Origin of the sequence: Streptomyces sp. YIM 98790 (genome assembly GCF_011421595.1) — a bacterium.
In the GTDB taxonomy this organism is placed as follows: Bacteria; Actinomycetota; Actinomycetes; order Streptomycetales; family Streptomycetaceae; genus Streptomyces.
In genome coordinates this window covers 1-22,757 of record NZ_WTLH01000101.1, presented here as the reverse complement: position 1 = coordinate 22,757, position 22,757 = coordinate 1, and the positions used below count along the sequence as shown (strand labels likewise).

The window sequence follows — 22,757 nt, the reverse complement described above, 5'->3', positions numbered from 1 at the left end:
CGCGGTCGCGCCGCGCGCCGCCGGGCCGGCCGTTCCGGCAGGGCCGCCCGTTCCGGCAGGGCCGGCCGTTCCGCCGGGGCCGGCCGGGCCTGCTGCGTCAGAAGCTGTAGAAGGGATTGACCTCCATGCACGCCGAGTCGTTGTCGCCCTCGACCGCCTTGGACGTGTCGAGCGTGGCCTCCTCCTCGGGGGTGCCCCCGGTGTTGTCGTCCGCCACCGGGTAGCTGTCGCCCTCCCGCCAGTCGGAGCCGATGATGAGCACGATGCCCTCGGCGCTGGGCGACACCTTGATCTGACGCCCGGGCAGGCCGATCGCCTCGGCGATCTCCTCCGCGTTGGCGCGTGCGCCCGGGTCGTCGTCCGGGTACGTCAGGGTGGTCTTGTCCTGCGAGGTGCCGTTGACGTCCACCAGCGCCCGGGTGAAGCCGTGCCCGGCCAGTACCTCGGTGATGGCCGCGGCGCGGCCGTTGACCGGCCCGAGAGAGACCGAGTCGGTGCCGTTGCGGACCGAGACCTCGATGGTGTCCCGCGGGTCGGGCCGGGCCGCGGGGGTCTCGCCGGGCGCGGGCGACTCCGTGCCGCCGCCGTCGCCGTCCTTGCTGTCGTTCTTCTTCTTGCGGTCCGCCTCGTCGAGCGCCACGTCCTCGCGGACCAGGGCGAAGAGCTCCTCGGACGGGCCCGGGTCGGGGACCAGCCAGGCCTCGGGGTTGGAGGGCGCCGGCAGCACCGGCAGGGTCATCAGGCTGATGCCCTTGGGGGGCACATTGCGCAGGTCCTCGGCCAGGTCGTAGAGCTTGGTGACGCTGCCCAGGCCGGTGTCCACGGTGAGGGCGTTGGTGGCGGCCTGGGCGAGCGAGTTGAGCTTGCCCGGGTCGGTCAGCTTGGCGCTCGCCTGGAGTTCGCGGACCATGGACGCCAGGTACATCTGCTGGGCCTTGGTGCGGCCGGTGTCGCTCCCGTCGCCGAAGCCGTAGCGGGTGCGCAGCCACTGCAGGGCCTGCTCGCCCTGGATGGTGTGCTCGCCCTCGGTCAGCTCCAGACCCGACTTGGGGTCGCGGACATTGGCGTCGACACAGACCGGTACCCCGCCGACGGCGTCGGCCATGTCCACCACACCGGCGAAGTCGATCATCATGAAGTGGTCGATGGGGATGCCGGTGAGCTCCTCCCAGGTGGCGACGGTGCAACCGGGGCCGCCGTGCTGGATGGACCGGTTGATCTGGGTGTCGGGTGTCTCCGGGTAGACGTTGCCGGTGTCCGGGTCGGTGCACTTGGGGATCGTCACCAGGGTGTCGCGGGGGATGGAGATCACCGTGGCGTTGCTGCGGTCGGCGGAGACGTGGAGCAGGAGCTGCACGTCGGCGCGGGGCGGGTCCCCGGCGGTGTCACGGGCGCCGCCGAGCCGGAGATTCTCCTCGGAGTCACGGGCGTCCGAGCCCAGCAGCAGGATGTTCAGCGGGGTCTGGCCGGCCGCGTTGGGCTTGGGCTTCTCCAGCTTGTTGTCCCCGAGGTTCAGTTCGTCCTTGGTGATGTTGTCGTTGAGGTTCTGGATGTAGAGCCAGCCCGCCGCGCCGATACCGAGGACGAGCAGCACCAGGGTGGTCGCGATGCCGATGAGCACATTGGCCCACCGGGGACGTTTTCGCCGCTTGGCCCGGTGCCCGCTGCCGCCCGCGGCGGCGCGCCGCCGCGCGGCCCGGCCTTCCCCGCCCCCCGCGCCGGGAGCCGGGCCCGCGCCGCCCTTGCCGGGGACGGTGAGCGGCACGGTGCTCGGGTCGTCGGTGCCGCCGGCCATGCGGTCCTGCGCGGGCCGGCCGCCCTGGCGGGGCACGCGGTCCTGGTCGGTGTCCGCGGACCCGTGGTACAGGCTGTCGTCCCAGCCGAGGTCCTCGGCGTGGGGTGACGGGGCCGTGGGCTGCCGGTCCTCGTCGGGTATACCGGTTCGGCGCACGGGTTTGCTCCCCCCGTTGTCTAGGGTCATAGAGTCGTCCGGCCGCTGCTCCCCCTAGCGGCCCCGCTCAGCCGGCGCAGACGTCCTCGTCTGCCGCTGTCACGGTATCCACGTCCTCCGGCTTCTCCGCCGGTACTTCGATCGGCTTGCCGGCTTCCTCGAAGTCGTCGCCCAGGGTGAGAACCATGGGGGTGTTTCCGGCGTCTTCCGAGGTTTGCTTCAGAGCATTCTTGGGCAGGCCCATGAGTTCGGCAAGTGTCGCCGCCATGCCCGCCTGGTCCGGCCCGTACTCCAGGGTGGTGGTGTCCTGCGGCGCGGCGGCGTTGCCGGCGTTGGTGGCCAACTCCGCGCCGTGGCTTACCTGGAGCCAGGTCAGCACCGACTGGGCGGCGCCGTTGATGCTGCCGCCGTTGTAGATGTCCACCCTGACCTCGGAGGCCGGCACCGGCTCCGGGTCGGCGGCCTCCTCGCCGCCGTCCCCGTCCTCGGCCGGCTTCTTCTCCTTCTTCTCCTTCTCCGGCTCGGTGAAGGACTTGTCCTCCTGGAGCATGCGGAAGATCGGGAGCGCCCGGGCCTCGTCGAGGACGACCGTGACCTTGACCTCCTCGGCCGGGTTGTCCAGGACCGGGAGGGTGACGAAGGTGATGTCCTTGACCGGGACCTGGGAGAGGTCCTCGGCCAGCCCCTTGAGCTTGTCGATCTTGCCGATGGCCGAGTCCACGGTCAGTGCCTTGGTGGCGGCGTCGGCAAGGTCCCAGAGCTTGGTGGGGTCGCGGAGGTCGTCCTGGATCTCGCGGGCGAGGGAGCCGAGGAACTGCTGCTGGAGCTTGATCCGGCTCAGGTCGCTGCCGGTGCCGACGGTGCTGCGGGTGCGCACGAAGGCCAGGGCGTCCTCGCCCTCCAGCACATGGTTGCCGGCCGGCAGATTCAGGTGGGACTTGGGATCGTCGATGTCCTTGCTCAGGCAGACCGGGACGCCGCCGACCACGCTGGAGAGCGTTTTGACGGCGTTGAAGTCGACCATCATGAAGTGGTTGATCTGCACGCCGGTGAGCTGCTCCACGGTCTTCCAGGTGCAGCCGGGGTCCCGGCCGTTGACGCCGTAGCTCTCGTTGAAACGGACCTGCCGGCTGCCCGGGACGAGCACCTCGGTGCCGTCGTCCCCGACGGTTTCGCAGTCCGGGATGTCCACGATCAGGTCGCGCGGGATGGAGAGCGCGGTGGCGTGCGAGCGGTCCTTGGCGAAGTGCAGCAGGATGGTCACATCGGCGTGGCCCTCGCTGCCTTCGTCGCCGTAGCCCTCGTTGCCCTCGCCGGTGCGCTGGTCGCCGCCGATCAGCAGGATGTTGACCGGTTCGTCCCGCTTGGCCGGGGGGCCGGCGTGCGGCACCTCGACCTTGTCGATGTTGTCGTTGAGGTGGTCGTAGGCGAGGTAGAGCGCGGTGCAGGCGGTGACGAGCAGCAGCGCCAGGGTGCCGCCGGTCCAGAGCAGGGCCTTTTTCTTGCGGTTCTTCTTCTTGCCCCGGCGGCGGCTGCGCGGTGGGGTGTCGGTGCCCCGCTGCGGCGGTACGCCGCGGTCGCCGGTGCGGGGCGGGCGGCGGTCGCCGCCGTCCACGGGGCGGCGCTGGCGGGGCGGTGTGGTGCGGGTGCGGTCACCGGTCCGGCGGGCGGCGGAACGCGAGGGCGCGGACGCCGTGGCCGCCGTGGAGGCCGTGGCCGCGGGACGGGTGCCGGTGCCCGCGCCGCGCCGGGGGCCCGGACCGGCACCGGGACCGGCGGGCCGGCCACGGGACGGACCGGATCCGGACAGGCGCAGTTCGTAGCTGCCGGTGTCCGGATTGAAGACCCACTGATCCGCGGGGTCGATCTCCCCGTCGCCCCCACGTCCCTGTGCGCTCACCTGCCTGCGTGCCCTCCGTGTGTTCCCTGAGCATTCAGACGGCCCACAGTAGCCTCCCGGTTCCCGCGTGGGCGACGCCGGGGATGTATTCCAGTTTTAAACAAGGGAGGATTGTCCCACTATCGGACTCTTCACTGGTGTGACGTGTCGGTGTCCTCCCGCACAGGCGTATCGCCCGGCGGACGGGCACGGTGCCCGGACCCGTCCGGAGCGGCGCAGCTTTTCGGCCACGCCGGACGGGCGCGCCCGCGGATCTCACGCCTCGGCGACGTGCGTGATGTGTTCGCTCGCCACCCGCCGGGCGTGCACCTCCTCGGCCGTCGGCGCCCCGGGACGGCACAGCACCACCGACCCGCCCGCGGCCAGCGGCGCGTACAGCCCGGCCGAGAGCCCCGCCCAGCCGTCCCAGGCCAGCCGGGACAGCACCCGGCTGCCCGGGCCCAGCCCACGGCGCCGGGCATCGGCGCCGGCCCGCTCCAGCAGCTCCCGGCCGGTGAGCTCCTCGCCGGCCACCACCAGTGCCGGATCGTCCGGCCCCGGCTCGTCGTACGGCTCGAAGTGGTCCCCCTGGCCGGGCACGGCCACCGCGTAGTCGAGGAACCCCTCGGGCGGCTGCGGGAAGCGGGCGCCGAGCGGGCGCAGACTGAGCGCGATCCGGTCGCCGGGACAGGCCCGGGCCCGGTCCAGGTCCCCGGGGCCGGCCACCACGAGGTCCGCGGCGGCCGGGTCGCCGCCGATCTCGGCCACCACGCCGGTGGCGGCGCAGGCCAGCAGCCAGGCGGCGGTCTGCCAGTGCGCGGGCAGCAGCACGGCGAGCCGGGCGCCGGGCTCGGCGCCGAGTTCGTCCTGGAGCAGATTGGCCGTCTTGGCCACCCAATTGGCCAGGGTGGCGGCGGAGAGTTCGACGCGTTCACCGGTGCCGTCGTCGTAGTAGGTCACCAGGGGGCGGCCGGGGTCCGTGGCGAGCGCGGAACGCAGCAGGTCGGCAGGGGTGGCTTCGGTGGGATTCATCGGCGTCAGACTACGGCAGCGGGGCCTGGGGGCGTCCCCCGAAGGGCGGTTGGAGCGCGGGCGGGGGAACCGGAACGGATGTACGGAGGGAAGCATTCCGATTGGCCGGTTCTGTTCGGTTCTGTCCATGATCACGGCATGCGGGTACTGGTCATCTCTGCCGTGCGGGCCGTCTGCGCAACCCTCTGCGGGGCGGCACTGATCCTCTCCACCGTCCCGGCCGCCGGGACGGCACGGGCGCACCCGGTGCGTCCCGCGCAGGCCGGGGGGCAGCCCGGGTCGCCGGCCGGGACGGCGGGCGGCATCCGGGCGCTGCCGCTGACCCTCGGTACCGCTCCGGTGGCGGAGACCGGGCCGTTCTCGCTGCTCGGAATCGTCTGGCCGGACGCCGGGCAGGAGCTGCGCGGTGAGGCGCGGGTGCGGACCCGCTCGGCGGAGACCGGCGAGTGGTCGCCCTGGCGGCGGCTGGACGCCCATCCCGACCACGGGCCCGACCACGGCTCGGCGGAGCGGGCCGCACACACGGTGCACGGCGGGACGGCCCCGCTGTGGACCGGCCCCGCGGACGCGGTGCAGGTACGGGTACGGCCGGCGGAACCGGACGCCCGGCTGCCGCAGGGCATGCGCCTGGCACTGATCGACCCCGGCGAGGACGCGCCGGGCGGCGGCAGCCCGGCGGTGGAACCGCGCGGCCGTGCGGCACCGCAGCCGCGCATCACCAGCCGGGCGGACTGGAACGCGGACGAGAGCCTGCGGGAACCGGAGTTCGCCTACACCGACTCGGTGAAGACCGTCTTCGTGCACCACACGGAGACCGGCAACGACTACGGCTGCGCCGAGGCACCGGCCGTGATCCGGAGCATCTACCGCTACCACACGGAGGGTCTGGGCTGGCGGGACATGGGCTACAACTTCCTGGTCGACCGGTGCGGCACGCTCTACGAGGGACGGGCGGGCGGCGTGGACAAGCCGGTCAAGGGCGCGCACACCCTCGGGTTCAACCACAACAGCGCGGGCGTGGCGGTGATCGGCACGTTCAGCCGCGAGGAGGTTCCGCAGGAGGCGGAGGACGCGGTGGCGCGGCTCGCCGCCTGGAAGCTCGGCATGTACGGCGGCGACCCGGCGGGCACCCGGGAGCGCACCTCCACCGGCGGAAAGTACCCCAAGGGCACGGTGGTGCGGCTGCACACCGTCTCCGGCCATCGCGACGGATCGGAGACCGACTGCCCCGGCGACCGCCTCCACGGCCGGCTCCCCGCCATCCGCACCGCCGCGGCGGCCCTGGCCGGGCTGCAGAAGTAGCGGAGAGAGAGCCGGAGGAGGGCCGGAGGAGAGCGGGGGCATCGGGGAGAGCGGAAGAAGAGGAGAAGAAGCGGAGACCGGAGAAGAGAGAAGGCAAGAGGGAGGAGGGAGGAGGGAGGAGGGGGGAGCGAGAGGCGGGGCGCCGGGCGGCCCCGGGGAGCGGGCGGCGGCCGGGGCGGTAGCCTGTCCCGTCGTGCTGGAGAGAGTGTGGGTGCCACCGGGGCCGTACGACCTTCGCCGCAGCATGGGGGTGCTGCGGCGCGGGCCGCACGATCCGGCCTTCCAGGTGGACCGGCGGGGCGCCGTCTGGCGGGCCACCCGCACCCCGCAGGGCCCGGCCACCCTCCGGCTGGCCTCGCTCCGCCCCCGCGTGGAGGCCGCCGCCTGGGGCCCCGGAGCGGAGTGGCTGCTGGACCGGCTGCCCGCGCTGCTCGGCGCCGGGGACCGCCCCGAGGAGTTCACCCCGCACCACGAGCTGGTCGCCGAGGCGCACCGCCGCCACCCCGGCGTCCGCCTGGTCCGCACCGGTCGGGTACTGGAGTCGCTGATCCCCTCCGTCCTGGAGCAGAAGATCACCACCGAGGAGGCGTACCGTGCCTGGCGGCTGCTGCTGCGCCGGCACGGCGAGCCCGCGCCCGCCCCCTCCCCCGGCACGCCCGACGCCGCGGCCATGCCGCCCGGGATGCGGGTGATGCCCGACCGCCGCACCTGGCTGTCCATACCCTCCTGGGAGTGGCACCGGGCCGGGGTGGACGGCAAGCGCTCCTCCGCCGTGCTGCGCGCCGTGCGGGTCGCGCCCCGGCTGGAGCAGGCCGCCGCCATGGAGCTGCCCGATGCCATGACCCGGCTCCAGCTTGTGCCCGGGGTCGGCCCGTGGACCGCGGCCGAGGTGCTGCAGCGTTCCAACGGCGCGGCCGACGCGGTGACCGTGGGCGATCTGCATCTGCCCGGCATCGTCGGCTACGCGCTGACCGGCCGCCGGGGCGCGGACGACGCCGCCATGCTGGAGCTGCTGGAGCCGTATGCCGGGCAGCGCCACCGGGCGACCCGGCTGATCATGCTCTCCGGGGTTTCCCCGCCGCGCCGCGAGCCGCGCATGCGGCGCTGGGACATCGCCCGGCTGTGAGGCGGCCGGGCGCGCCGGGCTACGCGACGTCCAGGCCCTCGGCGATGCGGCGGTCGCGCAGTTCCCGGATGGCGCGGCGGCGGGCCAGCCGGTGGGTGCGGCGGATCTGCGCCTCCTGCCGGCGGCGCCGGTCCTCCTCGGTCTCCGGGATCACCTGCGGCACCGGGCGGGGCTTGCCCTCCTCGTCCACGGCCGCGAAGACCAGGTAGGCCGAGCCCACGTGGGTCGCCGGGGTGGATTCGTTCCACCGCTCGGCCATCACCTTGACGCCGATCTCCATGGAGGTGCGGCCGGTCCAGTTGCACTGCGCGTGCACATGCACCAGGTCGCCGACCCGCACGGGCACCAGGAACACCATCTCGTCCATGGAGGCGGTGACCGCCGGGCCGCCGGAGTGGCGCCCGGCCACCGCGCCCGCCGCGTCGTCCACCAGCTTCATGACCACCCCGCCGTGCACCGTGCCGAGCAGATTGGTGTCGTTGTGGCTCATGATGTGGGACAGCGTGGTCCGGGACGCCGCGGTCGGCTTGCCCGCGGCGGCGCCGCCGGAGACGGGTTCGGTCATGCCTCCACGATAGGCGGGCGGCTCCGGCTGCGACCGTCCGGTCGCGATTGCATCAGCTCTGCCACATTCACCCGTCCGGCTCCGCAACCACGTTCGGAGCAGGCACACTGCATGCATGAACGACTGGCCCGAGGGATGGACCGAGGACCGGGACGGCACCGGACGCGCGGGGGCGCCGCGCCCGGAGAGCCCCCGGGTCATGCGGCATGTGCAGCGCCCGGTTCCGCGGCAGCAGCAGTACGGCCAGCAGGGATACGGCGACGGGTACGGAGGCCCGCAGCAGTACGGCGGCGACCCGTATCCGCCGCCCCCGCAGCAGTACCGCGGCCACGGCGGGGACGGCTGGAACGAGGGCTCCCTCTACCGCGGCGGCCAGGGCAGCCCGGCACCGCCGCCGCCCGCGCCGCCGGCGCGTCCCGGCCCCGGCGGCGACGACGGCCACGGTGGGTACGACGGTTACGACGAGCGCCNGCGACGACGGCCACGGTGGGTACGACGGTTACGACGAGCGCCGCCGCCCGAACTGGCGCCGCCGCATCACCTGGACCGCGCTCGCCCTGGTCGCCGTGCTTCTGGTGACCGTGGTCGGCACCTACCTGTGGGCCGACTCCAGGCTGCGCAACGAGGTGGACCTGGAGGCCACGCAGCTCGACCCGGAGGGCGAGCGCCCGCCGGCCACCGACGGCACCACCTATCTGATCGTGGGCACGGACAGCCGGGAGGGCCTGTCCGAGGAGGAGCGCAAGGACCTGCGCACGGGCAACGCCAGTGGCAAGCGCACGGACACCATGATGATCCTGCACACCGGCAGCAACGGCAGCGCCCTGATCAGCCTGCCGCGCGACTCGTGGGTGACGATCCCGTCCTTCACCGGCTCGGAGAGCGGCAACCGCATACCGGAGCAGCAGAACAAGCTCAACGCGGCCTATTCGATAGAGGGCCCGGAGCTGCTGGTCGCCACGGTGGAGCACAACACCGGGCTGCGGATCGACCACTACGCCGAAATCGGCTTCGGCGGCTTCGCCAGCGTGGTGGACGCGCTCGGCGGCGTGGAGATGTGCTTCAAGGAGCCGATCAAGGACAAGAACTCGGGCGCGGACTTCGAGAAGGGCTGCCAGAAGCTGGACGGCGCGGAGTCGCTGGCCTTCGTCCGGCAGCGCTACCAGGAGGCCATGGGCGACCTGGGACGGACCAAGAACCAGCAGAAGTTCCTGGGCGCGCTGGGCGACCAGGTGGCCTCGCCGGGCACGCTGCTCAACCCGTTCCGGCTCTACCCCACCATGGGCGCCAGCCTGGACTCGCTGATCGTGGACGAGGACATGAACGCCTGGGAGCTGGCCCAGATGTTCCTGGCGCTGCGCGGGGTGCAGGGCGAGGGCGGCACCCAGATGAACGTGCCGGTGGCGAATCCCGGCTTCGCCACCGACAAGGGCTCGGCGGTGCTGTGGGACGAGGAGCGCTCCCGGCAGCTTTTCGACCAGATCCGCAACGACGAGAAGATCACCGTCACCGACGAGTAGGACGGTACGGAACGGCGGCGCCCGGACGCATGACGTGTCCGGGCGCCGCCGCGCGCCTCCCCGGCCGTCCGGCGGCGGAACCGGCCGGGTCGCCGGTCAGAAGCAGAGACAGAACGGGTGGCCGACGGGGTCGGCGTAGACCCGCCAGTTGCGCTTGCCCTCGTCCCCCTCCAGCAGCCTGGCGCCGAGCTCCAGCACCCGCCGCTCGGCCTCCTCCAGGTTCTCCCGCCGCACATCGAGGTCGAGGTGGAGCTGCTGCCCGTGCTCGGTGCCGGGCCAGTCCGGGGGCCGGTAGCCCTCGGACCGCTGGAACGCCAGGACCTGCCCGTGGGGTCCCTTCAGCTCCACCCAGCTGTTGTTGTCCGGTTCGGCGTCCAGCTCCCAGCCGAGGACGGCTCCGTAGAAGCCGGCGAGGGCGCGCGGGTCCGGACAGTCCAGGGCGACGGCACCCAGGGTGGCGATGGCCATGTTTCCTCGTTTCCTCGTTTCCTCGACGTGCATACGGACACTCGGTGACGGCGGTGGCGGAGGTGCCGGCGACGACGGGCCGGCGCGCACCGGCGCGGGTGCCACGCCCCACCTCGATCACCTCTCGATTACCCCTTGAAGCGGGCAACCGGTAACCGTTACCTCATGATGGCTTGTTACGGGTAACGACGCAAGGGCGTTACCGTTTCAGCGTGGGAGACACGACCGCGCCCGCGGGCCTGGCCCTGGTGCAGGACCTGATCAACACGCTCGACGTGGAATCCGGCCGCGATTCCCTCGCCTGCCCGGACGGCATCGCCGCGTTCTCCCTGCGCCACGGGCTCGGTCTGGCCACGGCCGACCTGCCGGGCGTGCAGCGGCTGCGCGAGGCGCTGCGGGACGTCTGCCGCGCCCACACCGGCGCTGATCTGGACCGCGACGCGGTCACCGCGCTGCACCGGATGCTGGAGGACGCCCCCCTGGTGCTGCGGCTGGACACCGCCGGACGGGCCGCCCTGGCCCCGGCCCGCGGGCTGGCCGGGGTGCCCGCGCTCACCGCGCGGCTGGCCGCCTCCATCGCCGTCGCCGAGGCCGAGGGCACCTGGCAGCGGCTCAAGGCGTGCGAGGCCGAGGACTGCCAGTGGGCGTACTACGACCGCAGTCCGGCCGGGCGGCGGCGCTGGTGTTCCATGCAGGTCTGCGGGAGCCGGGCAAAGATGCGGACCTACCGGGCCCGCCGCCGCGGCGGCGGGCAGGACGGCGGCACCCCGGACGGCAGCGCCCCGGACGGCAGCGGGCAGGACGGCAGCAGGCACGACGGCAGCAGGCAGGACAGCGGCGCCCAGGACGGCGGCGCCCAGGACGGCGGGGACCTCCGCTGAGCCGGGCCGCGCCCCCGCCCGGACGCCCTCACGAGCACGGCCCGAGCACCGGGTGGGTAGCTGTACCCGTGAACCGATGTGCCGGTGGCGACGGACCCCGCGGGCCGCGCCCGCGGGGGTGCCGCGCCGGGTCAGGCCGCCGGGCGGCCCAGCGCGCGGTACGTCCAGCCGGCGGCCCGCCAGCGCTCCGGGTCCAGCGCGTTGCGGCCGTCCAGCAGCAGCCGGCGGCCGGCCAGCCGGCCCAGCTCCGCCGGGTCCAGCTCCCGGAACTCGCGCCACTCGGTGAGATGCAGCACCGCGTCGGCGCCGCGCACCGCCTCCTCCACCGACCGGGCGTAGCCCAGGGTGGGGAAGACCTGGCGGGCGTTCTCCAGCCCCTTGGGGTCGTACACGGTCACCTGGGCGCCCTGGAGGTGGAGCTGGCCGGCGATGTTGAGCGCGGGCGAGTCCCGCACGTCGTCCGAGTCGGGCTTGAAGGTGGCGCCCAGCACGGCGATCCGCCGGCCGAGCACCGCGCCGCCCAGTGCCTCCCGGGTGAGCTCCACCATGTGCGAGCGGCGCCGCATGTTGATGGAGTCGATCTCCCGCAGGAAGGTCAGCGCCTGGTCCACGCCCAGCTCGCCGGCCCGGGCCATGAAGGCGCGCAGGTCCTTGGGCAGGCAGCCGCCGCCGAAGCCGATGCCGGCGCGCAGGAACTTCCGCCCGATCCGCTCGTCGTGCCCGATCGCCTCGGCCAGCCGGACCACATCGCCGCCCGCGGCCTCGCACACCTCCGCCATGGCGTTGATGAAGGAGATCTTGGTGGCCAGGAAGGAGTTGGCCGCGGCCTTGACCAGCTCGGCCGTGGGCAGGTCCATCACCAGGAACGGGGAGCCCTCGGCGATCGGGGTGGCGTACACCTCGCGCAGCAGCCGCTCGGCCTCCGGGCTGGTCACCCCGGCCACGATCCGGTCCGGGCGCAGGGTGTCCTGCACGGCGAAGCCCTCGCGCAGGAACTCGGGGTTCCAGGCGACCTCGGCCTTGTCGCCGGCCGGGGCCAGTTCGGCGATCCGGGCGGCGATCCGGGCGGCGCTGCCCACCGGCACGGTGGACTTGCCGACCACCAGGGTGGGCCGGGTCAGGTGCGGGGCCAGGCTGTCCACCGCGGCGTGCACCGCGCTCATGTCGGCGGCGTACTCGCCCTGGCGCTGGGGAGTGTTGACGCAGACGAAGTGCACATCGCCGAAGGCGGCGGCGTCCGGGTAGGAGGTGGTGAAGCGGAGCCGGCCGGTGGAGTCCGCCAGGCCCTCCACGTGGCGGCGCAGCAGATCCTCCAGCCCCGGCTCGTACATCGGGGTCCGGCCGGCGGACAGGGCCTTGATCTTCTCCTCGGAGATGTCCAGACCCAGCACTTCGAAGCCCAGCTCGGCCATGGCCGCCGCATGGGTGACGCCGAGGTATCCGGTCCCGATGACGGTGATCTTGGGGGCCATGGCCGCTCCTGCCGCTCCTGCCGCTCCGGTGAGGTACGCGGCTTGAGCATAAACCGGCCGCTGTCGGCAAGCTCACGTGCACCGGGACAGCCGCCCCGCCTACGATTAAGTTACTTAACAGTCGTTAGCATGCAGCGGCGTCCGTCGCCCGGCACGCCGTATGGACGCTCTGACGCTCTCAGGGAGTGAGGACCCGTGGCAGGAGCCGCAGACTTCGACCTGTACCGGCCGGCCGAGGAGCACGAGATGCTCCGCGAGTCGGTGCGCGCGCTCGCCGAGGCGAAGATCGCCCCGCACGCCGCCGCCGTGGACGAGGAGGCCCGCTTCCCCCAGGAGGCGCTGGACGCCCTGGTCGCCAACGACCTGCACGCCGTGCACGTCCCCGAGGAGTACGGCGGGGCGGGCGCGGACGCCCTGGCCACCGTGATCGTGATCGAGGAGGTGGCCCGGGTCTGCGCCTCCTCCTCCCTCATCCCGGCCGTGAACAAGCTGGGCTCGCTGCCGCTGGTCCTCTCCGGCTCCAAGGAGCTGAACGCCCGCTACCTCACCCCGCTGGCAGAGGGGCGGGCCATGTTCTCCTACTGCCTCTCCGAGCCCGAGGCCGGCTCGGACGCGGCGGGCATGAAGACCCGCGCGGTGCGGGACGGCGACGCCTATGTGCTCAACGGCGTCAAGCGGTGGATCACCAACGCGGGCATCTCCGATTACTACACGGTGATGGCCGTCACCGACCCGGAGAAGCGTTCCCGGGGGATCTCCGCCTTCGTGGTCGAGAAGTCCGACCCCGGGGTCTCCTTCGGCGCCCCGGAGAAGAAACTGGGCATCAAGGGCTCCCCCACCCGGGAGGTCTACTTCGACAACGTGCGCATCCCGGCCGACCGGATGATCGGCGAGGAGGGCACCGGCTTCGCCACCGCCATGAAGACCCTGGACCACACCCGGATCACCATCGCCGCCCAGGCCCTGGGCATCGCCCAGGGCGCCCTGGACTACGCCAAGGGCTATGTGACCGAGCGCAGGCAGTTCGGCCGCCCGATCGGCGACTTCCAGGGCGTGCAGTTCATGCTGGCCGACATGGCCATGAAGCTGGAGGCCGCCCGCCAGCTCACCTACGCGGCGGCGGCCCGCTCCGAACGCGTCTCGCTCGGCGGCGACAGCAAGGGCGAGGGCCTCACGTTCTACGGCGCCGCCGCCAAGTGCTACGCCTCGGACGTGGCCATGGAGATCACCACCGACGCCGTGCAGCTGCTCGGCGGCTACGGCTACACCCGGGACTACCCCGTCGAGCGCATGATGCGCGATGCCAAGATCACCCAGATCTACGAGGGCACGAATCAGATCCAGCGGATCGTGATGTCCCGCAACCTTCCCTGACCGGCACGCGCCGGCCCGCCGCCCCCTGACCGGCCGCCCCCGCCCATCCCCCGGGCGGGGGCGGCCCCGTCGTCCGGTCCGCCGCCGCAGCGGCCCGCGGCGGCGGAGCGGATGTGTTGAAAAAGCACGACAGAGGGTAATCCGATCGTCGCACTGTGCACACTTCAAGGAGAACCCGAACGGAGCATCCACGGCGTTCCGAGGGAGTGGGCATGGGAGCGCAGAAGTATCCGCAGGCCAGCACCACCGCCTGGTATCAGGAGAAGTATCCCGGCACCGGGATGGAGCCGGACCGGATCGTGCTGCACACCACCGAGAGCACCGCACTGCCCGGCTACCAGGGCGGGGCGATCGCCCCGAACCTGACGGCCGTGCCCGACCTCAGGAAGAAGCGACTGACGTGGTACCAGCACTTCGACTTCGGCACCTCCTCCCGGGCGCTGGCGGACACGCCCGGGGGCGTGCGGACCAACCGGCAGGGGGCCGCACAGGTGGAGTTGGTGGGCACCTGCGATCCCGTCACCCATGACAAGTGGCGGGCGGCCGGCCACGGCTACGTCTTCTGGCCCGAGGCCCCCGAGTGGGCCCTGGAGGGCCTCGCCGCCTTCCTGCGCTGGGCCCACGGCGAGCACGGCATCCCGCTGAGCGGCCCGGAGAAATGGCCTCCCTACCCCGAGAGCTACGGCAACGGCGGCGGCCAGCGGCTGGGCGCGGAGGAATGGGAGTCCTTCCGGGGCATCTGCGGCCACATGCACGTCCCCGAGAACGACCACGGAGATCCCGGCGCACTGGCCATCGGCCGGCTGCTGGAGCTGGCCGGGGAGTGACCGGGCGGGCGCGGGGTCATCCGGGAGGGCCGGTGCCGCCGGCGCCCGCTCCGCCCGCCCGCGCGGCCTGGAGTTCCCGGTTGCGGATCATCACGGCCACGCCGTCCAGGATGAACTCCAGGCCGTACTCGAAGTCCCCCTCGGCGCTCTGCTGCTCGCTCTCGAAGACGCCCGCCCGGATGATCCGGGCCAGGGTGGGGAAGCGGCCGTCCACGGCGACCTTGGCCATCAGCCGCCCGTAGACCCGGCCCAGCTCGTCGTAGGAGACCCCGGTGCGGGAGACGGCCTGGTCCACCGAGCGTTCCAGCCGGGTCTGGCCCAGGACGAAGCCGCTGAGGACCATCAGCACGCCGATCATGTCCTCCTCGGTGAGCGGCGTGCCGTTCATCCGGGAGAGGCCGGCCTCCATCCAGGCCAGGTTGTTCGGCCCCATGGGCGGCCCGCTGACCGGGATGTCCATGGACCAGGGCCGGGCCAGCAGCGCCGCCCGGCTGCCGCGGGCGAAGGCGGCCAGGCCCCCTCGCCAGTCGTCCGGCCAGGACCCGGAGTCCGGCCGGCCCGACGCGGCATCGAACATCAGCTCCAGCAGCTCGTCCTTGCCCGGGATGTAGCGGTAGAGCGACATGGTCGTCATGCCGAGCCGTTCGGCGACCTTGCGCATGGACAGCCCCGCGATGCCCTCGGCGTCCGCGATCTCCATGGCGGTCCGGACGATCTGGTCCAGGGTGAGGCTGCCCCGGGGGCCCCGGCTGCCCGGCCGCCGGGCGCGCCAGAGCAGGTCGAGCGTGTACTCCGGTCCGCGGCGGGGGGCTCGCCCGTCGGCCATCTCGCTCCTTCGGTGGGCTTCGGTGGGCTTCGGTGGGCTCGGTCCGGTTTCGGTTCGGCTTCGGTGGGCCGAGGCTCCGGCGGCCCGGAGGGGCCACGTCCCGAGCGTTCGGTTGCCGACATCCTAGAACTGTGTATGGTGTAGACCGTAGTGTACGACGTACACAGTTTCAGCACACCGTTCGAGGGTGGAGGGAGACGCCATGAGGGGTGCGCAGACGGCCCCGGCGATCACGGCCGAGGGGCTGGTCAAGCGATACCGGGGGACGGCGGCACTGGACGGCCTCCGGCTGCGGGTGGCCAGGGGGGTGGTGCACGGGCTGCTCGGCCCCAACGGCGCGGGCAAGACCACCGCCGTCCGCTGCCTGACCACGCTGCTGCGCTTCGATGCCGGACGGGCCGAGGTCTGCGGCCACGACGTGGCCCGCCGCCCGGAGCGGGTGCGCGAGCTGATCGGCCTCACCGGCCAGTACGCCGCCGTGGACGAGACCCTCAGCGGCCGGCAGAACCTGGTGATGTTCGGCCGCCTGTTCAAGCTCCCGGCCGCCGCGGCCCGCCGCCGGGCGGACGAACTGCTGGCCCAGTTCGGTCTGGCCGGTGCCGCCGGGAAATCCGCCGCCCACTACTCGGGCGGCATGCGGCGCCGGCTGGACCTGGCCGCCGCCATGGTCCGCACCCCCGAGGTGCTGTTCCTGGACGAGCCCACCACGGGGCTCGACCCGCGCAGCCGCAACCAGGTCTGGGACGCGGTCCGCGCGCTGGTCGCCCGGGGCACCACGGTGCTGCTCACCACCCAGTACCTGGAGGAGGCCGACCAGCTCGCCGACCGCGTCTCGGTGCTGGACGCCGGGCGCATCGTGGCCGAGGGGACCCCGGACGAGCTCAAGGCCCGGATCGGCGGGGACCGGATCGAGGTGGTGGTCCGGCACGCCGCCGACCTGCCGGCGGTGGCGGCGATCCTCGCCCGGGCGGGGGACGGCCCGCCGGACACCGACCACGACCGGCGGCTGGCCTCCGTGCCGGTGACGGACCGGGTCGGCGCCCTGACCGGGGTGGTCCGGGCGCTGCACGACGCGGGCCTGGCGGCCGAGGACATCGGCACCCGCCGGCCGACGCTGGACGAGGCGTTCCTCCGGCTCACCGGCCACGGCACGAGCACCGGCACCGGCACCGGCACCGGCACCGGCACCGGCACGGAGCGGGACCCGGCGGCACGGGAGGGGACGGCGGCATGAGCGCGACCGGCATCAGGGGGACGAGCGCGGCGGGCCCGGCCCCCGCACCGGCGGAGGGGGCCGGTGCGCGGCGGTCACGGCTGCGGGACGCCGTCGCGGACGGCTGGGTGATGACCCGGCGCAACATGACCCATGTGCTCCGCTCGCCCGAGGAGATCGGCATCTACTTCTCCCTGCCGATCATGTTCGTGCTGGTCTTCGGCTATGTCTTCGGCAGCGGCATATCGGTGCCGGACGGCGGCGGCTACCGGGAGTTCCTGCTGCCGGGGGTGTTCGCCATGACGATGCTCTACGGCATGGGCGCCACCGCCACCGCGGTCTCGCTGGACGCCGGACGGGGGGTGGTGGACCGGTTCCGGGCCATGCCGGTGGCCCGCTCCGCGCTGCTGACCGGGCGCAGCGCCGCCGACCTGCTGCGCGCCCTGCTGGAGATGGCGGTGCTGGTGGTCTGCGGACTGCTGGTGGGCTGGTCCTGGCACCGCGGGATCGGGAACGCGCTGGCGGCGCTCGGGCTGCTCCTGCTGCTGCGGGTGGCCGTCACCTGGATGGGCATCTGGCTGGGGCTGGCGGTGCGGAATCCGGACACGGTCGGGGTGATCGTGTTCCCGCTGGCCTTTCCGCTGACCGCGCTGTCCAACGTGTTCGTGGCGCCGGAGCTGATGCCGGGCTGGCTGGGCACGGTGGCGGAGTGGAATCCGGTCTCGGCGACGGTGGCCGCGATCCGCGAGCTCTTCGGCAATCCGGGCCTGGACGGCTCCTCCTGGGCCGGGGAGCACGCGGTGCTGCTGGCGGTGGCCTGGCCGCTGCTGCTGACGGCCGTCTTCGCCCCGCTGGCGCTGCGCCGCTACGGGTCGCTCAGCCGCTGAGCGGCCCCCGCGCGGCCGGGCGCACCGGCACGGAGCGGCGAAGCGGCCCTCCCCGCCTCGCGGGGAGGGCCGCTTCGCCGCGCTGCGGCGTTCCGGTGCCGGTCTCGGGCCGGACGGTTCAGACGGTGACGCCCTGGGCCCGGAGGTAGGCCACCGGGTCGATGTCGGTGCCGTAGCTGGTACCGGTCCGGATCTCGAAGTGCAGGTGCGGGCCGGTGCTGTTGCCGGTGGTGCCGACCAGGCCGATCTCCTGTCCGACGGAGACCGACTGGCCCGCGCTGACGGAGATGGCGGACAGGTGGGCGTACTGGCTGTAGTGGCCGTCCGTGTGCTGGATGATCACCTCGTTGCCGTACGAGCCGCCCCAGCCGGCCGAGACCACGGTGCCGCCGGAGACGGCCTTGACCGGGGTGCCCGCACCGGCGTTGAAGTCCACGCCGGTGTGGTAGCCGCTGGCCCACATGGCGCCGAAGACGCGGTAGGCCGTGGTGATCGGGGCGTCCACCGGGGCGGTGAAGCCGGAGGCCGCGGCCGGTTCCTCCACGACCGGGGCGGGCTCCGCCACGGGCTGCTCGGCCTGCTCCGCGGGCTCCTCGGCGGGCTGCTCGGCCTGCTCCGCGGGCTGCTCGGCGGCCGGCTCCTCGGCCGGGGCCGGCTCCTGCGCGGGAGCCGCGGCGGGCTCCTCGGTCAGCTCGATGACGATCTCGTCGGCCGGGGCGGAGGCGGTGGAGGCGCTGCCGCCCGTGCTGCCGGTCTTCAGCGACAGCTTCTGGCCGGGGTAGATCAGGTTCGGGTTGTCGCCGACCACGTCCCGGTTGGCCTCGTAGAGGGGGAGCCAGCCGCCCTCCACGTCGTGCGCCTCGGCGATCTTGAACAGGGTGTCGCCCGGCTTCACGGTGTGGCTGGTGCCGGCGTCGGCGGTCCCGGCGGCCTGCTTCGCGGCCGGGGCCGCGGCCTGCTGCACAGCGGCCTGCTGGAGCAGGGCGGAGACCTGGGAGCCGGCCACGGTCTCCGGGGTGAGGAAGGCGGCGGCCTGGGCGGCCGAGGCGGGCGCGCCGGCCGCGCTCGCGGATCCGGCCGCGACCAGCGGCAGGGCGACCCCCGCACCACCGGCGGTGAGCATCAGGGAGATACGGGACATGCGGCTGTTGCGTGGGCGGCGATGGCGTCCGCGTCCGGGCATGGCAAAGCTCCTCTCCGACGCCTGCGAGGTGAGCTGTCGGGTTCGGGCCGGAAAGGTGCCCGGCCGCAGGCGAATCCGGCCGCGGCAGCGGCGAATTCGGCAGGCGGCTTCACCCCGAGCCGGTGGTGGGCCGGCAGAAGTGGGTCCCCCGCTCCTGTCATGCGGAATTGCTGCTCGATCCGCCGCCGGTGACAGGATTCGGCGTCCGGCGGCGGCACACCGCGAGTGCGGCGCGCGAGAACACTAAGCAGGAGAATTCCGGGAACACAAGAAAACAGCCGTGATGATCCCGTGATCGGGAATTGTCATGAACGTCATGTGTGACGCGGCGCTGCGGCGCGAACTCGCTGCGCAACAAAGGGCATTCGACCCATATCGGCAAGCAGCTTGCACGCAGGAGGAGTTGAACGGGAGGGCAATTCGGGCGAAAGGCAGGATGCGGCGCGATCTTCCCGCAAACCACTGGCGACGTGACTTCAGTCACCCAACAGCGCACCCGCCCGGCGAATTTGGGTAATCATCCCTGATGTCCGTTTCGCCCCTGTGGGGCGGCGAGGGATTCCAGGGTGGCGAGCGATGGTCCGCGCCGCTTTTGCAGGGCCCGGCCGGTCTGCTCGGCATCGGCCAGCACCCGCATCGCGTTCTGCCAGGTGAGCTTTGCGAGTTCCGCCTCGGACCAGCGCCGGCCGAGCAGTTCGGCCACCAGCAGCGGATATCCGGCCACACTTTCCAGCCCTTGTGGCAGAAAGGCCGTTCCGTCGAAATCCCCGCCGATGCCGACGTGGTCGATACCGGCCACCTCGCGCATGTGGTCCAGATGATCGGCCACGTCCGCCACGGTGGCCACCGGCCGCGGATGGTCCGCCTCGAACCGCTGCTGGACGGCCATCGCCCCGGGGGTGGCGGCCAGCGGGTCCATGCCGTGCGCCCGCAGGTTCTCCTCCGCCCGCGCGGTCCACTCCACCGCCGCGGGCAGCACGAACGTGGGCACGAAGGTCGCCATCGCCACCCCGCCGTTTCCGGCCAGCGCCGCCAGCACGTCGTCCGGGACATTGCGCGGGTGGTCGCAGACCGCACGGGCCGAGGAGTGCGAGAACAGCACCGGCGCCTCGGTGACCCGCAGTGCGTCCCGCATGGTGTCCGGCGAGACGTGCGAGAGGTCGACCAGCATGCCGAGCCGGTTCATCTCCCGCACCACCTCCTCGCCGAACCTGTTCAGCCCGCCGTGCCGGGGCTCGTCGGTGGCCGCGTCCGCCCAGTCGGTGGTCGCGTTGTGGGTGAGGGTCAGATAGCGCACGCCCAGCGCGTGGAAGGCGCGCAGCGTGCCGAGGGAGTTGTTGATGCAGTGCCCGCCCTCGGCGCCCATCAGCGAGGCGATCCGGCCCGCCTCCCGTGCCGCCGCCACCTCCGCGGCGGTGGCGGCCGGCCGCAGCAGCTCCGGATAGCGGGCGGTCAGCATCCGCACGGCGTCGATCTGCTCCAGGCAGGCGGTCACGGCCGCGTCCCCGGTCAGCGAGGCCCGGACGTAGACGGACCAGAACTGGGCGCCCACACCGCCCGCCCGCAGCCGGGGCAGATCGGTGTGCAGGAAAGCGCTCTGGTCCTCGGCGATGTCCCGCCGGCCGAGGTCGTAGCCGACCTGCTCGCGCAGGGCCCAGGGCAGGTCGTTGTGCCCGTCGAAGACCGGGTGGGCGGCCAGCAGCCGCCGCGCCCGCGCCAGCCGCTCCGGGGCCGCCCCGGGCGACGCCGCCCCGGTCCCGCCGGGCGTCACCGGCCGGCCGTCGCCGCGCCGGACCCGAAGCCGCCCGCTCCGCCGGTCCTGGCGCGCAGCCGCCGCCCCTTCTCGGTGGCCTGGGCGTTCAGCCGCTCCTGGAACTCCTCCATCCGCCGGCGCAGCGCCTCGTCGTGCGCGGCCAGCATGCGCACCGCCAGCAGGCCGGCGTTGCGGGCGCCGGCCACCGAGACCGTGGCCACCGGCACCCCGGCCGGCATCTGCACGATCGACAGCAGGGAATCCATGCCGTCCAGGTACTTCAGCGGCACCGGGACACCGATCACCGGCAGCGGGGTGACCGAGGCCAGCATCCCGGGCAGATGGGCCGCGCCGCCCGCTCCGGCGATGACGGCCCTCAGCCCGCGGCCGGCGGCCTGCTCGCCGTAGGCGACCATCTCGCGCGGCATGCGGTGCGCGGAGACCACGTCCACCTCGTAGGGGACCTGGAACTCGTCCAGCGCCTGGGCGGCGGCCTCCATGACCGGCCAGTCGCTGTCCGAACCCATGACGATGCCGACCAGCGGCGCGCCGGGGGGCGGGACGGAGGCGCTGCCGGCTTCGGTGCCGGTGTGGGTGCCGGTGCCGGTGTGGGTGCCGGTGTCGGAGCCGGCTGCTGCGGTCATTCGGTGATGGTCCCTCGGAGGTAGTCGGCGGCGTGCCGGGCACGGGCCCGGACATCGGCCAGGTCGTCGCCGTAGGCGGTGACATGGCCCACCTTGCGGCCGGGCTTCACGTCCTTGCCGTACATGTGGATCTTCAGCTGCGGGTCGCGGGCCATGCAGTGCAGATACCCCTGATACATGTCCGGGTAGTCGCCGCCCAGCACATTGGCCATCACCGTCCACGGCGCGCGGGGCCGCGGATCGCCCAGCGGCAGGTCCAGCACGGCCCGCAGGTGATTGGCGAACTGCGAGGTGACGGCTCCGTCCTGGGTCCAGTGCCCGGAGTTGTGCGGACGCATCGCCAGCTCGTTGACCAGCACCCGGCCGTCCGGCGTCTCGAACAGCTCGACCGCCAGATGGCCCACCACGCCCAGCTCCCGGGCCACGGTCAGGGCCAGCTCCTGGGCCTGCAGCGCCAGCTCCTCCGGCAGCCCGGGAGCCGGGGCGATCACGGTGTCGCAGACCCCGTCCACCTGCACCGACTCCACCACCGGATAGGCCACGGCCTGGCCGTGCGGGGAACGCACCACATTGGCGGCCAGCTCCCGGGAGAACGGCACCAGCTCCTCGGCCAGCACCGGCACCCCGGCCCGGAACGGCTCGGCCGCCCCGGCCTCGGAGCGGACCACCCACACACCCTTGCCGTCGTAGCCGCCGCGCACGGTCTTCAGCACCACCGGGTAGCCGCCGCCGTCACCGCCGTCACCGCCGTCACCGCCCTCGGCGGCGAAGCGGGTGACATCGGCCGGGTCGGTGACCAGCCGGTGACGGGGGCAGGGCACGCCCAGCTCGGTCAGGCGCTTCCGCATCAGCCCCTTGTCCTGCGCGTACACCAGGGCCTCGGGGCCGGGCCGGACGGCGTGGCCCTCGGCCCGGAGCACCAGCAGATGCTCCGTGGGCACATGCTCGTGGTCGAAGGTGAGCACGTCGCAGCCCTCCGCGAAGGCGCGCAGGGTGTCCAGATCGCGGTAGTCGCCCACCACGACGTTCTGCACCGCCTGCGCGGCGGAATCCTGCGGGGTGTCACTGAGCAGCTTGAACCTGATGCCGAGCGGGATACCCGCCTCGTGGGTCATACGGGCGAGCTGACCGCCGCCGATCATGCCGACTACCGGAAATGTCACAGGGTCAAGGGTATCGGGCCGGGTCAGCGGCCTGCCCGGCGGTCCGGGGGCCCTGCCGCACACCGGCCCGGCGCCCGTCCCCCTACCATGGCCGGCATGGCGACTGGCAAGGCCGAACCCCTCGCGCTCCGCATCCGGCTGCGCCGGCTGCTGCGCGAAGCGGCCAAGTTCGGCACGGTCGGCGCCTTCGGCTTCCTGGTCAACGTGCTGGTGTTCAATCTCGCCGGGCAGGCCGCCGGGCTGGGGCCGCTGCAGTCCGGGGTGCTGGCCACGTCGGCCGCGATCGCCACCAACTACCTGGGCAACCGCTACTGGACCTACCGGCACGCGGACAAGGGCCGCCGGCGGCGGGAGGCGGGGCTGTTCCTGCTGTTCTCCGGCGCCGGGATGCTGCTGGAGAACGGCGTGCTGGCGATCTCCCACTACGGCCTCGGCCTCACCTCGCCACTGGCCGACAACATCGCCAAGAACGTGGTGGGCCTGGGCATCGGCTCGCTGTTCCGGTTCTGGTCCTACCGCACCTGGGTGTTCCACGGCGTCCGCTCCCGGCACGCCGTGCCGCCGCACCGGCAGCGGTCCGCGGCCCGGAGCGGCGCGCCCGCGGTCTCCGGCAGCGCCGCCTCCGACCGGGCGGCCTGACGCACCGCGGGACGTGCGCAGCAGCCTCGGCATCGGACCGGCGGCGGGCCCG

General features: G+C 73.2%; 19 protein-coding genes, 1 pseudogene and 1 riboswitch. Of the genes and pseudogenes, 9 read left to right on the top strand and 11 right to left on the bottom strand.

What is annotated here, in order from left to right; genetic code table 11:
* Positions 1-97 precede the first annotated feature (97 nt).
* The 3 genes from GQS09_RS17360 to GQS09_RS17350 all read right to left on the bottom strand — a co-directional run bounded on the left by GQS09_RS17360 (position 98) and on the right by GQS09_RS17350 (position 4,862).
* A complete protein-coding gene (locus GQS09_RS17360; RefSeq protein ID WP_313896191.1) occupies positions 98-1,951 on the bottom strand; it encodes an LCP family protein in 1,854 nt (617 codons plus the stop codon).
* 67 nt (positions 1,952-2,018) lie between these two features.
* Positions 2,019-3,851 carry an LCP family protein gene (locus GQS09_RS17355; protein WP_165987216.1) on the bottom strand — a complete coding sequence of 611 codons (1,833 nt, stop codon included), beginning with the start codon at positions 3,849-3,851 and terminating at the stop codon, positions 2,019-2,021.
* Positions 3,852-4,106: 255 nt separating this feature from the next.
* Positions 4,107-4,862 carry a TIGR03089 family protein gene (locus GQS09_RS17350; protein WP_165987214.1) on the bottom strand — a complete coding sequence of 252 codons (756 nt, stop codon included), beginning with the start codon at positions 4,860-4,862 and terminating at the stop codon, positions 4,107-4,109.
* Between the two features lie 138 nt (positions 4,863-5,000).
* On the opposite strand from GQS09_RS17350, the gene GQS09_RS17345 reads away from it, so the two are divergent.
* Positions 5,001-6,164, top strand: coding sequence for an N-acetylmuramoyl-L-alanine amidase (locus GQS09_RS17345; RefSeq protein ID WP_165987211.1), 1,164 nt, complete (start codon positions 5,001-5,003; stop codon positions 6,162-6,164).
* A gap of 193 nt (positions 6,165-6,357) precedes the next feature.
* Positions 6,358-7,290 carry a DNA-3-methyladenine glycosylase family protein gene (locus GQS09_RS17340; protein WP_399552545.1) on the top strand — a complete coding sequence of 311 codons (933 nt, stop codon included), beginning with the start codon at positions 6,358-6,360 and terminating at the stop codon, positions 7,288-7,290.
* 19 nt (positions 7,291-7,309) lie between these two features.
* Here the strand turns inward: GQS09_RS17340 and GQS09_RS17335 are convergent, their stop codons facing one another.
* A complete protein-coding gene (locus GQS09_RS17335; protein ID WP_165987209.1) occupies positions 7,310-7,855 on the bottom strand; it encodes an acyl-CoA thioesterase in 546 nt (181 codons plus the stop codon).
* A gap of 788 nt (positions 7,856-8,643) precedes the next feature.
* Between GQS09_RS17335 and GQS09_RS17330 the strand changes: the two genes are divergently transcribed.
* Positions 8,644-9,375: an LCP family protein gene (locus tag GQS09_RS17330; RefSeq protein WP_399552546.1), complete on the top strand. Its 732-nt coding sequence runs from the start codon at positions 8,644-8,646 to the stop codon at positions 9,373-9,375.
* Between the two features lie 96 nt (positions 9,376-9,471).
* On the opposite strand, the gene GQS09_RS17325 is transcribed toward GQS09_RS17330, so the two are convergent.
* Positions 9,472-9,843: a VOC family protein gene (locus tag GQS09_RS17325; RefSeq protein ID WP_165987205.1), complete on the bottom strand. Its 372-nt coding sequence runs from the start codon at positions 9,841-9,843 to the stop codon at positions 9,472-9,474.
* 212 nt (positions 9,844-10,055) lie between these two features.
* Here GQS09_RS17325 and GQS09_RS17320 point away from each other — a divergent pair.
* Positions 10,056-10,589, top strand: a pseudogene (locus GQS09_RS17320) (CGNR zinc finger domain-containing protein); the annotation flags it as partial.
* A gap of 266 nt (positions 10,590-10,855) precedes the next feature.
* On the opposite strand, the gene GQS09_RS17315 reads toward GQS09_RS17320, so the two are convergent.
* On the bottom strand, positions 10,856-12,196 hold the full coding sequence (locus tag GQS09_RS17315; protein WP_165987202.1) for a UDP-glucose/GDP-mannose dehydrogenase family protein: 1,341 nt from the start codon (positions 12,194-12,196) through the stop codon (positions 10,856-10,858).
* Positions 12,197-12,391: 195 nt separating this feature from the next.
* Between GQS09_RS17315 and GQS09_RS17310 the strand changes: the two genes are divergently transcribed.
* Positions 12,392-13,570: an acyl-CoA dehydrogenase gene (locus GQS09_RS17310; protein WP_165987200.1), complete on the top strand. Its 1,179-nt coding sequence runs from the start codon at positions 12,392-12,394 to the stop codon at positions 13,568-13,570.
* Positions 13,571-13,782: 212 nt separating this feature from the next.
* Positions 13,783-14,397 (top strand): hypothetical protein, encoded by a 615-nt coding sequence (locus GQS09_RS17305; protein WP_165987198.1) that lies wholly within the window; start codon positions 13,783-13,785, stop codon positions 14,395-14,397.
* A gap of 16 nt (positions 14,398-14,413) precedes the next feature.
* Here the strand turns inward: GQS09_RS17305 and GQS09_RS17300 are convergent, their stop codons facing one another.
* Positions 14,414-15,223, bottom strand: coding sequence for a TetR/AcrR family transcriptional regulator (locus tag GQS09_RS17300; RefSeq protein ID WP_165987196.1), 810 nt, complete (start codon positions 15,221-15,223; stop codon positions 14,414-14,416).
* A gap of 202 nt (positions 15,224-15,425) precedes the next feature.
* Between GQS09_RS17300 and GQS09_RS17295 the strand changes: the two genes are divergently transcribed.
* Positions 15,426-16,457, top strand: coding sequence for an ATP-binding cassette domain-containing protein (locus GQS09_RS17295; RefSeq protein ID WP_165987193.1), 1,032 nt, complete (start codon positions 15,426-15,428; stop codon positions 16,455-16,457).
* Positions 16,454-17,323 carry an ABC transporter permease gene (locus GQS09_RS17290; protein WP_165987192.1) on the top strand — a complete coding sequence of 290 codons (870 nt, stop codon included), beginning with the start codon at positions 16,454-16,456 and terminating at the stop codon, positions 17,321-17,323. The genes GQS09_RS17295 and GQS09_RS17290 overlap by 4 nt, the downstream gene beginning before the upstream one ends.
* 118 nt (positions 17,324-17,441) lie before the next feature.
* Here the strand turns inward: GQS09_RS17290 and GQS09_RS17285 are convergent, their stop codons facing one another.
* From GQS09_RS17285 to GQS09_RS17270, 4 genes are all read right to left on the bottom strand, one after another.
* Positions 17,442-18,464, bottom strand: a complete 1,023-nt coding sequence (locus tag GQS09_RS17285) for a peptidoglycan DD-metalloendopeptidase family protein (RefSeq protein WP_399552544.1) — start codon at positions 18,462-18,464, stop codon at positions 17,442-17,444.
* 45 nt (positions 18,465-18,509) lie between these two features.
* Positions 18,510-18,689: riboswitch (cyclic di-AMP (ydaO/yuaA leader) on the bottom strand.
* A 334-nt stretch (positions 18,690-19,023) separates the two neighbouring features.
* Positions 19,024-20,277 carry a dipeptidase gene (locus GQS09_RS17280; RefSeq protein ID WP_165987187.1) on the bottom strand — a complete coding sequence of 418 codons (1,254 nt, stop codon included), beginning with the start codon at positions 20,275-20,277 and terminating at the stop codon, positions 19,024-19,026.
* Positions 20,274-20,786, bottom strand: a complete 513-nt coding sequence (gene purE, locus GQS09_RS17275) for a 5-(carboxyamino)imidazole ribonucleotide mutase (RefSeq protein WP_243761506.1) — start codon at positions 20,784-20,786, stop codon at positions 20,274-20,276. The genes GQS09_RS17280 and purE overlap by 4 nt, the downstream gene beginning before the upstream one ends.
* Positions 20,787-20,899: 113 nt before the next feature.
* Positions 20,900-22,066: a 5-(carboxyamino)imidazole ribonucleotide synthase gene (locus GQS09_RS17270; RefSeq protein WP_165987184.1), complete on the bottom strand. Its 1,167-nt coding sequence runs from the start codon at positions 22,064-22,066 to the stop codon at positions 20,900-20,902.
* A 96-nt stretch (positions 22,067-22,162) separates the two neighbouring features.
* Here GQS09_RS17270 and GQS09_RS17265 point away from each other — a divergent pair, with 96 nt between their 5' ends.
* Positions 22,163-22,705, top strand: a complete 543-nt coding sequence (locus GQS09_RS17265) for a GtrA family protein (protein ID WP_165987182.1) — start codon at positions 22,163-22,165, stop codon at positions 22,703-22,705.
* Positions 22,706-22,757 lie beyond the last annotated feature (52 nt).